The sequence below is a fragment of the Metabacillus sp. RB-C-LZQ-3-1 genome, assembly GCF_058315175.1.
Window position 1 is genome coordinate 31548 of the sequence record NZ_JBZFLI010000028.1, and the last position, 14439, is coordinate 45986.

General features: G+C 38.1%; 10 protein-coding genes and 1 riboswitch. Of the genes, 1 reads left to right on the plus strand and 9 read right to left on the minus strand.

The genetic code is table 11. The features are described 5' to 3' along the window. Positions 1-265: 265 nt before the first annotated feature. Both cypC and AC4GZ8_RS24545 read right to left on the minus strand, forming a co-directional pair. Positions 266-1525 (minus strand): CYP152 family fatty-acid peroxygenase CypC, encoded by a 1260-nt coding sequence (gene cypC / locus AC4GZ8_RS24540; RefSeq protein WP_491084509.1) that lies wholly within the window; start codon positions 1523-1525, stop codon positions 266-268. 182 nt (positions 1526-1707) lie between these two features. Beyond that, complete coding sequence (locus tag AC4GZ8_RS24545; RefSeq protein WP_491084510.1) at positions 1708-2106, minus strand: VOC family protein; 399 nt, start codon at positions 2104-2106, stop codon at positions 1708-1710. Between the two features lie 1072 nt (positions 2107-3178). Here AC4GZ8_RS24545 and AC4GZ8_RS24550 point away from each other — a divergent pair. Further along, a complete protein-coding gene (locus AC4GZ8_RS24550; RefSeq protein WP_491084511.1) occupies positions 3179-3355 on the plus strand; it encodes an SE1832 family protein in 177 nt (58 codons plus the stop codon). A 63-nt stretch (positions 3356-3418) separates the two neighbouring features. Here the strand turns inward: AC4GZ8_RS24550 and AC4GZ8_RS24555 are convergent, their stop codons facing one another. The 7 genes from AC4GZ8_RS24555 to AC4GZ8_RS24585 form a co-directional block, all read right to left on the minus strand. Beyond that, positions 3419-4069 carry a M50 family metallopeptidase gene (locus AC4GZ8_RS24555; protein WP_491084512.1) on the minus strand — a complete coding sequence of 217 codons (651 nt, stop codon included), beginning with the start codon at positions 4067-4069 and terminating at the stop codon, positions 3419-3421. An 88-nt stretch (positions 4070-4157) separates the two neighbouring features. Then, entirely contained in the window at positions 4158-5117 is a 960-nt protein-coding gene (locus AC4GZ8_RS24560; RefSeq protein ID WP_491084513.1) for a 2-hydroxyacid dehydrogenase, read from the minus strand. A gap of 244 nt (positions 5118-5361) precedes the next feature. Then, entirely contained in the window at positions 5362-7107 is a 1746-nt protein-coding gene (atzF, locus tag AC4GZ8_RS24565) for an allophanate hydrolase (protein WP_491084514.1), read from the minus strand. Further along, entirely contained in the window at positions 7104-10739 is a 3636-nt protein-coding gene (gene uca, locus AC4GZ8_RS24570) for an urea carboxylase (RefSeq protein ID WP_491084515.1), read from the minus strand. The genes atzF and uca overlap by 4 nt, the downstream gene beginning before the upstream one ends. A gap of 469 nt (positions 10740-11208) precedes the next feature. Continuing rightward, the gene (locus AC4GZ8_RS24575) at positions 11209-11859 is read right to left on the minus strand and encodes an urea amidolyase associated protein UAAP2 (protein WP_491084516.1); all 651 of its coding nucleotides are present in this window, start codon (positions 11857-11859) and stop codon (positions 11209-11211) included. Positions 11860-11919: 60 nt separating this feature from the next. Beyond that, entirely contained in the window at positions 11920-12663 is a 744-nt protein-coding gene (locus tag AC4GZ8_RS24580; protein ID WP_491084517.1) for an urea amidolyase associated protein UAAP1, read from the minus strand. Between the two features lie 57 nt (positions 12664-12720). Continuing rightward, a riboswitch (guanidine-I (ykkC/yxkD leader) is annotated at positions 12721-12851 on the minus strand. Between the two features lie 105 nt (positions 12852-12956). After that, on the minus strand, positions 12957-14309 hold the full coding sequence (locus AC4GZ8_RS24585; protein ID WP_491084518.1) for an APC family permease: 1353 nt from the start codon (positions 14307-14309) through the stop codon (positions 12957-12959). Positions 14310-14439: the final 130 nt, after the last annotated feature.

Sequence of the window (14439 nt, forward strand, 5' to 3'; positions counted from 1 at the left end):
CTATTTTATAAACTTGTTCTTATTTCCTGATGATTTTGGATTTATTTGGTACTATACGTAAATTTAAAAAACAATTAATGGCCAGGTCAACATACAGTAATTAAAAAAAACCTCTCTGATGAGGTTTTTTTAATGCATTAGAAGGGAAGATGTGCTCTACTCTCCTACTGCAAATGGGCAAACAGATTATCTTATTTCATTGTTCTCTTTCTTTTTAATCCAATTGACCATTTCATACTAATAAATTGTGTGGTGCAGAAATCAACTATATCTTCTTTTTAACATTTTTGATAACTACTTTACTATGGGGAATACTTGGCATACTGACCATACTGAAACTCAAATCCTGATTAGGAACTTCATAATCCATTCGATTCGCTAGAAATTCAAGAGTTACTTTCATTAATTCAATGGTGACCCACTCTCCAGCACAACGATGTCCCATAAAGTAATCACCACCACCTTGCGGAATGAAGCTAAAAGGGCTATCTTCCCATTTAACAAACCGATTAGGCCTGAACTCCTCGGGATTTTCCCAAATTCTTGGGTCATGATTTGTCCCATAAAGATCTAGTAAGGTTAAAGTACCTTCTTCAAATTTATATCCTTTCCAAGTAAAGTCTTTTTTCACCAATGCAGCAACAAACGGAAAAAATGGATAAAAACGACGTACTTCCTGTACAAACATCAGAGCATATTTTTCATCGTTTAATTTAAGTTTCTCCTTTTCTTCAGGAAAATGGTGTATTGCCAGAGCAATGAAATTGATGAATATAGCAATCGCTACAATTGGTCTCAAAATATTGATTACTTCTACAGCAACGGTTTCAGTATCTAGAAGATTTCCTTCCTGATCGCGATACCAGGTAAATCTATGTAATGCTGTATTTTTAGGAGGGTCAACTTCCCCTTTACGAACCCTTTCAACAAGTTCACTAATCCAAATTTCCACAGAATTCCGTGCTTGTCTGCCTAGCCAATGTTTTGGGCCTACTGCACCTGCTGACTCGAACATTGCTCCTAAACTTTTTGTCAGTACCTTAATATTTTCTTCTTGTGCAGGCACACCTGCCCATTTACAGGCAGCCCTGCACATAATTTCCTTCGCTTCTTCATAAAGAATAACCTTATTCATTTTTTCCCATTTATCAGCTGCTATTTCCCACTGTTTTTTTGTTATATCGGCCAGTTTTTCAATTTTGTCAGGAGACATCAGCGACATGAACATTTCCTTCCGGTGTTTATGAATCTCCCCATCTAATGCCTGTACACCATTTTTGCCAAACAATGTTTGTACCGCCCGGCCTGGTGCTGCATCTTTCCTTTTGAACATCTCATTATCATAAAATACTTCCGCAGCTTCCTCCCCTCCCAGGCAGATCGCTTTCTTCCCAAGCAATCGGGTCTCAAAAATATCAGAATGAAAACTATGACGTCTATTCATAATGTACATATATCCTTCTCTTAAAAGGTCTAAGCTGTGATCTATTCCTTTTTCACGGGGCATTCGATTTGTATTTGACATATGATCCATCTCCAATGTTCGTTGTGATGGTTTTATTCTTTGTGAATTTATCCCTGCCTAGTCTTAAAATTGGGAGATTTAAATAGATTTCCACCTAAAAAGCCAACTTCGCGTTTGTCCTCTAACAGAAAGAAAGAGCCCAACTCTTTCTTCAAAATTCCGCCCATGTATTCCCAAACTATTTAATTAGGAAGACTAAGTTGCCACGAGACACCGAACCGGTCATTTAGCCAGCCAAATTTCTTACTGAAACCATAATTATCTAACGGCATAAGTGCTTGCCCATCCTTAATGAGCTTCTCATAAAGATGATCGAGCTCCTCTTCAGAATTGCATGTGATAAAAATTGAAAACGAAGGTGTAAAAGAGAACTCATGCTTTATAACACTGTCAATACATATAAATTCTTGCCCTTTTAATGAAAAGGTTGCTTGCATGACCGTTCCTTCCTCTCCTCCCTCATCCTTTCCGTAACGAACAATACTTGTAATTTCCGAGTCCTCAATAATTGACGTGTAATAATTCATCGCTTCCTCTGCCTTACCATCTTGAAACATTAAGAACGGTGTTACCTTTCCCATAAAAACCGACTCCTCACATTAAAAATTTAATTCAGGTTAAACAATAAATAACTTATACTGAGGAAAACCTGTCACAATCATTCCAAGTCTTTTTCAATTTTCAAAGTATGCACCCCTAAAAAAAGAACATACATTCGCAATAATAACACGCATTTTATATATATGGAAGTAACACAATAAATTATCTTTCCCTTGTATTAAATATTATCGAAAGTGTTATGAGTATTTTCAATACTAGTTCTTACTTTTAGGCTTTATAAGAAAATTGAAAGCTCATATGCTATCAATTTTTCTCTTTATTTAGTCTGCTTTGGTAGAAATTTTTGATAATGTGTATTTGCCCGCGATGGCTGATTTTGTCTTCAAATACATGAAACCATTTAATATAATGATTAGCTTGTTTTTCATGCCAAAATGGTGTTATAGTGTCTAACCACTCATCAGGTAGTGTTTGAAATTCATGTAATGTATTTTAACGCACAGTATGCAACTTCTCTAAGTAAAATTCTATAGGGTAGTTTTTTATTTTCTTCCTCCCTAATTCTTCCCCCAATTGTAATGCGGGTTCCCAAATGGTTAGCTTATCAACCGTAAGATCACGACTCTCAAATGTGTAAACCTGTTTAAGTCGTGGGAACTTTATTAATTGTTTAGTGTCTGACCTCCCTCACATTCAAGAGGTTGATGAAAGAAATAAAAAATAGTTCAAAAGTTGTTGTAAATGCTCTTATGGCCACATTAGATGATGCAATGGACCCAAGCTCATATTTTTGTTGATAATCCAATTATGTGAGTTCTTATGATCATTTCCCTTTTAGTACTATGCTTGTAAATTTCATAAAAAAACTTCTTCAATGCCTTATGTTAGAGCACCAATTCTTTCAAATTTCAATTTGAAAGAATGGTTATATTCCTATGAGTCATACTCCAGCTTTACTGATTCCCCTTTAGATGAGTTATTGTTATAATTTTTATAAACATCTTGTTAAAAACTCTAAAACAAGGACAGACATATTAAGCAGAGAAGGTCGAACAAATGGTAAAAGAGAACGATAGTTAGGTGGTATATCAAATGAGCGCACAAGAAATTCAGCAAAAAATCGATGAATTAAAGATGGAATATGTTAAAGTTCAAGGGGATATTGAGAAATTAGAATCAACTGGACATTCAGTTGAAAAGCTTGAGGAAAGGCTTAGTGTGATTGAAGATGAGCTTTCGAGCTGTCGTAATGCACTGAAAAATCTTTAATGCTGTGGAAGAAGGAAAGATCCTTCTTTCACGACTTTTATCTTTGTACGCGATTATATTTTGTTATCCTACATGATCCCGAATCGCGATATATGCGACATATGTGGCTTGTAAAAAAAACAGAAATCCCCAAAGTACTGCCGGAAGCTTCGTATAATTAGCTAAGCTTGAAGCGTCACCTGCTGACTTTCTTTGTACAATGCTTAACATAAAAATCTGAAAAGCAGATGAAACGGATTGTATTAAGAGAATGCAGGATAAAAAATAGGCGAAAAAGGTTTGCAAACCAGCTTGTTCACTATAAATGATCCATCCGCATAGCAAGATAAAAGATACTAACCAACATACACCATATATATTACGTATCCAAAGAAGCAAGTTTAAAGAAGCTATGACAAGAAATCCATATAAAATTCCGATAAATAGCCCCTTATTAAGAAGCATAAAACAAATGTACACAACAACTGAAGAAAATGTATATCCTGCATAAGAGATAACAATACTCGAAAACCATCCTCTTCGTCCTGTTACCGCTTCCCCAGATGTATTTTGAAATAATTTAATAGAATATACCTTACCATTAACTAGTAAAGCTGCAAGCGCATGACCGTTTTCATGGATGAGTGTGTTGATCATTGAAATATAGCGTCCGATGATAGGCAGATGCGAAATGATTAAGGCAAGAATCATATAGATCACTAGTTGATTTGTCACTAAACCTTCTCCCTTCTGTCTATACATTTTAGGAAAAAGTTTATGAAAGTAAACATTAAAAAGGGGCAGATCACCTCTCCCCCTTTATTTAGCGTATTATATTCGGTGGCGTTTTTCCCTCTAAAGCGATTGCCATGTTTTCAGCTGCCAGCTTCGCCATGCTTGCCCTTGTTTCGTTTGTAGCTGAACCGATATGCGGAAGAGTCACAACATCAGGTAGTGATAGTAATGGGTTATCCTTTTCAATTGGTTCTATTTCAAAAACATCTAATCCTGCTCTAAGAATTTTTTTCTCTTGCAGTGCTTTAATTAAAGCAGCTTCATCAACATTTTTTCCTCTTGAGCCGTTTATAAAGATCGCCGATTCCTTCATTAAATTAAATTCTCTTTCACCAATCATTTTTTCTGTTTGAGGCGTATGAGGGACCATTAAACAAACAAAATCAGACTTCTTCAGTAGATCATCCAACGTACAATATGTAGCATCAAATTTGTTTTCAGCTTCCTCATTTCTTGAACGATTATGGTATAAAATCTCCATATCAAACCCAAATCGTGCTCGTTTGGCAACAGCCCTGCCTATGCTTCCCATCCCAATAATACCTAATGTTTTATGATGCACATCCACACCAAATAGATCTTCACCTTTTGTGCCTTCCCATCTTCCAGACTTAACATAATGATCGAGCTCTGGCATTCTTCTTGCCGTTGCAAGCAATAGACCAAAAACAGTGTCTGCTGTCGTATCATCCAGTACTCCAGGTGTATTTGTTCCTAAAATTCCCCGTTTCTTTAATTCTTCTAAATTAAGATTATCATAGCCAACTGAAATATTAGAAATCACCTTTAACTGAGGAGCTTGGTCTAAAATCTCTTGATCTATTTTCATACTAGCACCTAATAAGCCTTGTGCTGTTTGAAGCTCAGATAGAAAATCCTGATAATTTCCATCATCTAAATTTGGAAAATAACTCACATTAAATTTATTTTTAAAAAAACTTAATACTTGTTCAGGTAATTCACGGTAAACCACGACTTTTTGTTTCATGCTGCTCCCCCTTGTGATAAGAAAAACTTGGCTTGTCGCTAAGTTCAAATGGCGAAAGCCTTAGGTTTTTTATACGATCATCCATATCGATAGTATAAAAACATTCCTTTAATTACTTCAAGGAAAGTTGAAAAAGTCCTGCTTACGATATTAAATATGAGAAAACTTAGTTTATCGCGAAGGCATGAATAAAAAAACTCACCCTAAAACATTGATGTTTTAAGATGAGTTACATTTTGATTTGTTATACACTTTGCAATACTTTTCTCCAGCTTCCAGTTTCCGTAATATCCTCTGCCCCTTCTACTGCATACCCTTCACAAATAAAGCCTGGTACCTCTGTGCCATCTTGGAGCTCAACTTTTCCAATACCAAGCGGAGATGGGATCAATTTGGCAAATTCTCCAAAGGAGGAAAGAGGCATCTCCCAAATTTCTAAATGAATAGACTTTCCGCCTGTTTGTTTCTTAATCAATCCTGGCTTCGCTGGTTCTGTTGGCAGCTTGATAAATTGGTATTTTTCAGCTGTTCTATCTTCACGAACAAAGGTTGCGCCAAACTCCAGCATTTGTTTTTCAAGTGGAAAGCCTCTCATATGCAGGCCACAAACAGCAACTTGAGTTGTCTTTTGTTTGTCCTTACTTTTCGAGACAAACGCCTCTGCTGCTCCAGCGATTAGTCCTTCTTCATGGGATAAAGCGAAGAAAGTAACACCAAACGGCAGGTTCTCGTCTGCCTCACCTGCCTGAACAGCTAGCGCACTTAAATCTAGTAAGTTGCAGTGATTCGTATATAACCCCATATCACTATTTGTTTTAATTGGATCTTTTCGAACTTGATCACGTGTCCAAGTTCCACCAGCTGTTGGTGTAACAAGAACGGCATCTTTTAATAGAGTTTTAGCTTTTCGTTTAAATTCTTGTAATTTGTGCATTGAATTGAACACAGATGCTGCATCATATTTTGGTTGAGCACCTGAACGAAGCACCTTTTCAGTAACCGGGAATGCTACGCCAGGATGATCATTAATAAATTCCCCTAAGTCTGCCCATCTTTCTGCCACAAAAGGTCCATCATAAAGAATGGCTGCTGCCTCGCGGAAAAATTCATAATCAATATATTCAATTAAAATTGGAAGCTGTTTTAATTGTTCAACTGCTCGATTCCATGCATCTTGATACTTACTTGCATAAGGACCGTAAAATGAAATGGAATCCTTTGGTAAACAGATTTTTTTGGGAAGCTTAGCTAGAGGCAATGGAAAATCTCGAGACCACGGATCCTCTTGATCTATTCCTCTAGCCACAGCATCTACATGATAGGCGTCTTCTAAACTATGAGAAAATACGGTAACACAATCAAGACTTGCGCACGCTGGGACGACCCCTTTTGTTGACCAAGCTCCTAAACTAGGTTTTAAGCCAACTAGATCGTTAAGGGCAGCAGGGACGCGACCAGAACCAGCAGTATCTGTTCCTAAAGCGAAAACAGCCTGACCTCTTGCAACAGATACGGCAGATCCTGAGCTTGAACCACCACTTATTAACTCTGGACGTAAGGAGTTATGTGTTTCCCCATATGGACTGCGAGTCCCGACTAACCCTGTTGCAAATTGATCTAAGTTTGTTTTACCTACTGGAATTGCACCTGCCTCGATTAACCTCTTTACAACAGTAGCATGTTCTGATGGTTTATAGCTAAATTCTGCACAGCCAGCAGTTGTTGGTACATCAGCTAAATCGATATTATCTTTTATCGCAAACGGTATTCCCCATAATGGAGATGAATCAAAATCAAGCTCGGATAGACGATTTATATATGGCTGAATGTAATCCATTTTTGGTGGAGTAATCCAAATATTCATGTCCTCATCCTGATGTGATCTTTGAAGTATTTCTTCAATCACATCGCCTGGAGTCAGCTGGTTACTAGCGTATTTTTCTCGCAGCCAGCTTAGTGTTAACTTGGTTGGGAACTTTCCTTTGCTCATTGTGCAACACCTACCTTTTTTTCCTCATATAAACTAACAATTAGTTGTCCTGCATGCACAGAATCACCGGGTTTTACATAAATTTCTGCAATTTCACCGTCACATGGTGCTGCTTGCGGGAACTCCATTTTCATGCTTTCTTCTATAATAAGGACATCACCTTTTTTTACTTGATCACCTGGGGAAACCAGGACTTTCCATACGCTTCCCGGCATTGAACAATTAACAGGGATTGCTCCTTCAGGAATCATTTCTTCCTCATTTGATGCCAAAGAATCATCCTCAGATACATGTTCCTCGATTCCATGCTCCTTCCATCTTTCACGCTCCTCATTAAAGGCAGCTTGCTGACGTTGTTTGAATTGGTTGGCACTTTCTTTGATTTCCTCTTGGAACTTCAAATACTCTCCTAGATCAAAGGTCGTTTCTGTAATATCAACCTCAAAACGACCACGAAGAACATCTTCCCGCATTTGTAGTAATTCATCTGCTTCAACCGGATAAAATTGAATTTGATCGAAAAATCGTAATAACCATGGCTTACCAGGCTCAAAGCTTTCAGTAGACCTAAGCTTATTCCACACCTGGATCGTACGTCCTACAAATTGGTATCCTCCTGGACCTTCCATGCCATACACACACATATACGCTCCACCAATGCCAACTGCATTTTCTGGTGTCCAAGTACGAGCTGGATTATATTTTGTTGTGACGAGACGGTGGCGCGGATCAATCGGTGTCGCAACTGGAGCACCTAAATAAACATCCCCTAAGCCTAGAACTAAATAACTTGCATCAAATACTACGTTTTTAACATCTTCAATGCGATCGAACCCATTGATTCGTCTAATAAACTCCAGGTTATCAGGGCACCAAGGTGCATCTGGGCGAACATTTTGTTGATAACGTTCTGTCGCTAATTGTACAGATGGATCATTCCAGGATAGCGGCAAGCGAACGATTCTCGATGGTACTTGAATAGATTCAAGCGGTGGTAAACTGCGATCAATTTCCAGTACCTTTTTGGCAGCATCTTTTACCGACATTTTTGATGCATCAATATGAATTTGCAAAGATCTAATTCCTGGTGTTAAATCTAATGCAGGAATGGCCTCACTTTTTTGAATACGATCCATTAATACATGTGCTTGGAAACGCAGAAGTAAATCCAGTTCCATGTCACCGTATTCCACAAGAAGATTTTCATCTCCACTACAACGAATCGTAATTGGAATTTGACGATCAGCTGACTCCCTGGCTAAAACTGGATATGCAGGAGTAATTTCAATTTTTGGATCAGCTAATTGTACCTCTACTAACCTTGATAGACGATTTTCTGTGATAGCTTGCAGATTTTCTTCTTGCAACTTACGTAAACGATCCGCTTCTTCAAGCGTGATAAGCTTAAATTGGACGGTATCTCCAGGATGAAGCTGACCAATTTTCCAAAACTCAGCTGAAGCTGTTGTCACTGGACACACAAACCCTCCAAGACTAGGACCATCAGGACCAAGCAATATCGGCATATCCCCTGTTAAATCTAGGGTGCCAATTGCATAAGCATTATCATGAATATTCGAAGGATGTAAGCCTGCTTCTCCTCCATCTTCACGAGTCCATAGTGGTTTAGGTCCAACAAGGCGTACACCTGTACGTGAACTATTAAAATGAATTTCCCATTTTGTCTCTGTTAGCTGTTTTAAATAATTGGGCTGTAAAAATTCCTCTGTACAATGGGGCCCAGGAATCACACCAATCGTCCATGAATTGTTAATTTTCGGTTGATGATTGATTGGTAAAGTTTCTTCGGCAATTGGTGTTCGATTGTTATGAATAGCAAGAACATCACCAGTACGAAGTGCTCTGCCTCCATGTCCCCCAAAGTTTCCAAGTGTAAATGTAGACGAGCTTCCTAAAATCTTCGGCATATCAAACCCGCCTGAAACAAGCAAATACGTTCTCATCCCCACTTTTGCTTCACCAAATGATAAAACCTGCCCCTTTTTGGCTAGTATTGGCGTATATAATGAGATATCTTCCCCATCAAGCTTCGCTTCCATATCAGCTCCCGTTAAGCAAAACCACATATCATTTCGGAATTGATAGGCTCCACCTCGGAGTGTAAATTCTAATCCTGGTGCGTTGTCATCATTTCCTAATAATTTGTTTCCAATTCTGAAGGATAAAGGATCCATTGGACCACAAGGAGGAACCCCAACATCCCAATGACCTTTTCTTCCAGGCCAATCCTGAACAGTTGTCTGAACACCGCCATCTATGACTTCAAGGGCATTTTCAACCGATTCAAACCTATTTAGCATTCTTGTGTACACATTTCCAGCTGCACAATCCTCTTCCTGTAACAATGCTTGTAAATATTGAAGATTTGTTGTGATCCCATACATACGTGTTTCACTTAAAGCTTTGATCAATTTTTGAATCGCATCTTTACGATCTTTTCCATGAACAATGATTTTTGCAAGCATTGGATCGTATAAAGAGGTAATCGTAATGCCATCTCTTACCCATGTTTCATTACGTGCAAGCTCTGATAAAATGACTTGATCAAGCTGACCTGCGCTTGGACGGAAATCATGATGACAATCTTCAGCGTAAATACGAGCTTGAATGCTATGTCCTTTTGGCTTCTGAACAAGATCTTGTAAATTTTTCAGCTCACCTGCAGCCTCTTTGACCATCCATTCTACAAGGTCTACTCCTAAAACTTCCTCTGTTACACCATGCTCTACCTGCAAGCGAGTATTTACTTCTAAGAAATAAAATTCACATGTTTCAGGGTTATATAAAAATTCAACAGTTCCAGCACTTCGATATCCGACTTCTTCAGCTAAGCTTTTTGCTGCAGCAAACATTTTTTGGCGAACTTCATCAGACAACTTTGGAGCAGGACTTTCTTCAATCACCTTTTGATTTCGACGTTGAATGGAGCAATCACGTTCCCCTAAAGTGACAACTTCACCAAAACTATTTCCAAAAATTTGCACCTCTACATGTCGTGCTTTGGCAATATATTTTTCTAAAAATAATCCGCCGTTATTAAAGTTTGTTTCTGCTAGATGAAGAACTCCATCATAAGCAGTACGTAACGCTTCTTCATCCTCACAAACCCGCATTCCAATTCCGCCGCCACCTGCTGTACTTTTTAAAATAACAGGATAACCAATTTGAATCGCTTGCTCTAAAGCAGTGTCTAAGCTGTCAATTAAATTTGTCCCTGAAAGCATTGGGACTCCAGCTTTTTCAGCAATTTCCCTCGCAGAGTGCTTCAAACCAAACATGTCCATTTGCTCTGGTGATGGTCCGATAAATGTAATGCCATTCTCTTGGCAAGCGCGGGCAAAATCAGCATTTTCACTTAAAAACCCATAGCCCGGATGGATCGCCTCTGCACCTGATTCCAGGGCTGTTTTAAGGATTAATTCTGCATTTAAGTAACTATTTTTCGCTGCCCCTTCTCCGATCAAAACAGCTTCATCTGCACCATCAACATGTAAGCTGTCTTGGTCAGCTTTTGTATAAACCGCTACAGATGAAACTCCCAATTTTTTCAATGTTCGCTCTATTCGTACCGCAATTGCCCCACGGTTTGCGATTAAAACCTTTTTAAACATGTGATCCTCTCCTTCTTATGAAGTTCTTTTTTTATCTTTATAGAGGCTAATTGCCCATTTAAGTGGTTGAGAATACTATTGGCTTTAGGGATGTAAAAGGATTTGAGCGTTCCTTCATCGACTTCTGGGTTTATCAATCTTATGAAGGATTTTTCTCACTCTCCATCCATGAGTTTTGGTCTTCATTACTCCTTTGAAGACCTTTTCTCGCTCTCCATCACTGAGTTTTGGTTTTCATCTCTCCTATGAAGACCTTTTCTCACTCTCCATCCATGAGTTTTGGTTTTCATCTCTCCTATGAAGACCTTTTCTTACTCTCCATCCATGAGTTTTGGTCTTCATTACTCCTATGAAGACCTTTTCTTACTCTCCATCACTGAGTTTTGGTCTTCATTACTCCTATGAAGACCTTTTCTCACTCTCCATCCATGAGTTTTGGTCTTCAGCCCTATACCAAGCAATCTAATTCTTAGTTATCCCAAATCAACACCCGAACTGGTGTAGGATTATAGGCATTACATGGATTATTCAACTGCGGACAGTTACTAATTAAGGCAACTGTTTTTACAATCGATTGAACTTCAACATAGCGCCCCGGAGCTGAGACACCGTCAGCGAAGGTTAGTCCACCCTTTGGTGTAACAGGTACATTCATAAAGAAATTAATATTCGGCGCCAAGTCTCGCTTTGTAAAACGTTCATCGTATTTTGTTAGCTGCAGCATGAATGTATCTCTACAATTGTGCATTGGCAATGTATCATGTGAATAACGAACTGTATTACTTTGTGCTGAGCAGGCACCACCTAATGTGTCATGACGACCACATGTATCTGCAACAATTTTCAATAATTCTTTACTTGACTCAGAGCGTAAAATCGTTCCTGTTGATAGATAAATATTTTGCTGTCCAGCCATAGTAGCCACAGCACTGTAGTGGTCTTCTGGATCCTCTGCATTATAGAAAAGAGTATCCGCCGCTTGATTTCCCTCTAAATCTACGATTCTTAACACCTGACCTGGTTGTAATTCGTGCATCCATCCATCTCCTGCTGGGATCACGTAATCATAGATTGCGTCTTCTACTTTTCTTGTACTTTCTGTATAGTTTAAAACCGCCATGGTTTCTTCCTCCTTTAAGTAACTTTAACAATTGGCTCTTCTGCTCTCATCAACAAAGTGTTATTTCAAGACAACTGATTTTTGGGATTCACCAAGTAATGCGTGATATTCCCAAGTATTTTCAAAAGCTCTGCGGTTTTCCGGACGAAAGTTTACACAAAGGTCATCCTCTTCTACTGGGTTTGCCTCAAAAACTTCTATTTTAATTGGTACTGAAGGATATTCTTTACTAGGGTCTAAAGGATTTGGCGTGTTGGAAAAAAGAAATAATGTATCCATTTCTGTTCTAAGTGTCACGGTCCCACCTTCTTTACAGTGACCTTCCACAAAGTGCATATCTCCGTTTTCATCACAATACACTTTTGAAAATAAGTTCAAGACCGGTACAATGTCACGTACTCCTAATCCATTTCTGACAAGCTCAACAAAGAAATTTTCTTCACCGCTTCTTAACCAATCATTTCGCAGGTCTTGATAGGTTGTAACTCCATATTTTTCATCGGTTTGTTTTCTTGATGTATATCCAGAGATACTGTCATGCCAGCCTAGACTATCTTCAATAATGCTTGTTAACACTCTTCCGTTATCACTCATGAGCACATGTCCTTTTGTTAAGTGTGAGGTGTGCTGCGCTTTTAATGTATCAGGCATATTGTAGCGTTCTGTTAGATTATGAGCGTGATACATAAGGGTTGAAAGATTTGCTCCATTTCCTAAAGCCGTAAATCTGACCAATTTTCCTTTCCCGATTGTTCCAGACCATTTTCCACCAGCAGGGATTGTTTTACTAAAAATACTATTCATATGAAGTTTCCTCCTATTATTTTGTATTAAAAAAGGATAAAAGCCCGAGAGATCAACGTCTCCCAGGCTTTTATCCTTCCGTGTATATAGCTATCATGCGGTATAGCCATACGCTCTCTCTCGGTCCAGACTTCTTGTTTGAATGAGGGGAGATTCATGACAAGAACGGAACCCTAGACAGCTTTTTCCTTCTCAGTTGAGAAGCTTTATTGAATTATTCTGTACCTTCAGTATAGTATGCCTTGTTAGATATTCAAACCACCATGTCAGATTATCTGACACACTTTTTCGTTTTATCGATTTGGTATTGCTACCTTACCTTCCGTCACGTCAGATATTGGCTTTTTAAACAGGCTTGTTCGTATTCCTAAGTAAACGAATCCTAATACAATCCATCCAATCCCGATGAACAATGTTTGGGTTTCAAGTAATGTTAACAACCATCCAATAAAGCAAGCACCAACTAAAGGGAAGATCAAATATAAAAATGTAGCTTTTAATGATCGTTGCTTATTTCTAACATAGTAATGAGCAATAACCGAAATATTGACAAACGTAAATGCAGTTAACGCACCAAAGCTGACAAATGTTACTGCAGTATCTAAATCAATGGCGATAGAGAAGAACGAAATAATGGTTACAAATACGATATTTAAGACTGGTGTTTTAAATTTGGGGTGGATATATCCAAATACCTTATTCGGTAATACCGATTCTCGACCAAGAGCATAGAGGAATCTTGTTACACTCGTTACAGATGAAACACCTTGGGTAAAAGTTGCAACAATTAATACTGTTGTAAATAATGCACTTAATAAATTTCCTCCTACCATTTGAATCATTTCAAATGAAGCTGTATCCACATTGACAAATGTAAAGTTTGGATAAGCAATTTGCGTTAAATATGAAATTGAAATATACAAAACAGCTGCAATACAGACAATCATAAAAATCGCTCTTGGAATCGTCTTACGGGGATTAACCGTTTCCTCTGCCATCGTTGTTACGGCATCAAAACCTAGAAAACAGAAACAAATTAAAGCTGCCCCAGAGAAAATCGTTCCAATTGAAAAGTCACTAGAAAAAAAAGGCTGCATCGAGAATAATGCCATCCCGTCCCCGCCAACAATAATATCCTTTGCTACAAATACACAAAAGAATACAATAAAAATAATTTGAAAGATAACAGAAAATCCACTTACCCTTGCAACAGATTTAATCCCAATAATATTCACAAACGCTAATATTAAATTTAATATAATGATCCAAACATAAACTGGAATGCTTGGAAACTGAGCATTTAAAAAAAGCCCAAAAGTCAAGCAAGCAATAATAGGGGAAACAATATAATCTAAAAGTAACGCCCATCCTACTAAAAACCCCATCTTTGGATTTACTGCTTTTTTTGTATATGTGTATGCTGATCCTGAAATAGGATAAGCCTTGACCATTCTACTGTAGCTATACGCAGTAAAAAAGATGGCTAAAAATGCTACTACATAGGCAGCAGCAAGCATGCCTCCAGCTGCTTCAAATGCTACCCCATATACAGTGAAAAAGATCATCGGTGTCATCCATGCAAGACCTAGAAATACAACACCAAACGTATTAAGTGATTTTTTTAATTCTGGAGTTTCTGTCCTCATTAAACCCTCTCCTTATACTGAATATTCCGAATATAATAGTTAAACTTCTTCTTAACTGAAGCTTCCTGGCCTGCTACCTCCTAAAATTTATTTATCAAAATGAACAAAAGGGAAATTTGCTTTTTGAGGA

What these genes read in the sequence shown, in the direction of transcription:
- uca (WP_491084515.1), bottom strand. Translation starts at nt 10,739, where the DNA reads ATGTTTAAAAAGGTTTTAATCGCAAACCGTGGGGCAATTGCGGTACGA.
- atzF (WP_491084514.1), bottom strand. Translation starts at nt 7,107, where the DNA reads ATGAGCAAAGGAAAGTTCCCAACCAAGTTAACACTAAGCTGGCTGCGA.
- AC4GZ8_RS24575 (WP_491084516.1), bottom strand. Translation starts at nt 11,859, where the DNA reads ATGGCGGTTTTAAACTATACAGAAAGTACAAGAAAAGTAGAAGACGCA.
- cypC (WP_491084509.1), bottom strand. Translation starts at nt 1,525, where the DNA reads ATGTCAAATACAAATCGAATGCCCCGTGAAAAAGGAATAGATCACAGC.
- AC4GZ8_RS24585 (WP_491084518.1), bottom strand. Translation starts at nt 14,309, where the DNA reads ATGAGGACAGAAACTCCAGAATTAAAAAAATCACTTAATACGTTTGGT.
- AC4GZ8_RS24580 (WP_491084517.1), bottom strand. Translation starts at nt 12,663, where the DNA reads ATGAATAGTATTTTTAGTAAAACAATCCCTGCTGGTGGAAAATGGTCT.
- AC4GZ8_RS24560 (WP_491084513.1), bottom strand. Translation starts at nt 5,117, where the DNA reads ATGAAACAAAAAGTCGTGGTTTACCGTGAATTACCTGAACAAGTATTA.
- AC4GZ8_RS24545 (WP_491084510.1), bottom strand. Translation starts at nt 2,106, where the DNA reads ATGGGAAAGGTAACACCGTTCTTAATGTTTCAAGATGGTAAGGCAGAG.
- AC4GZ8_RS24550 (WP_491084511.1), top strand. Translation starts at nt 3,179, where the DNA reads ATGAGCGCACAAGAAATTCAGCAAAAAATCGATGAATTAAAGATGGAA.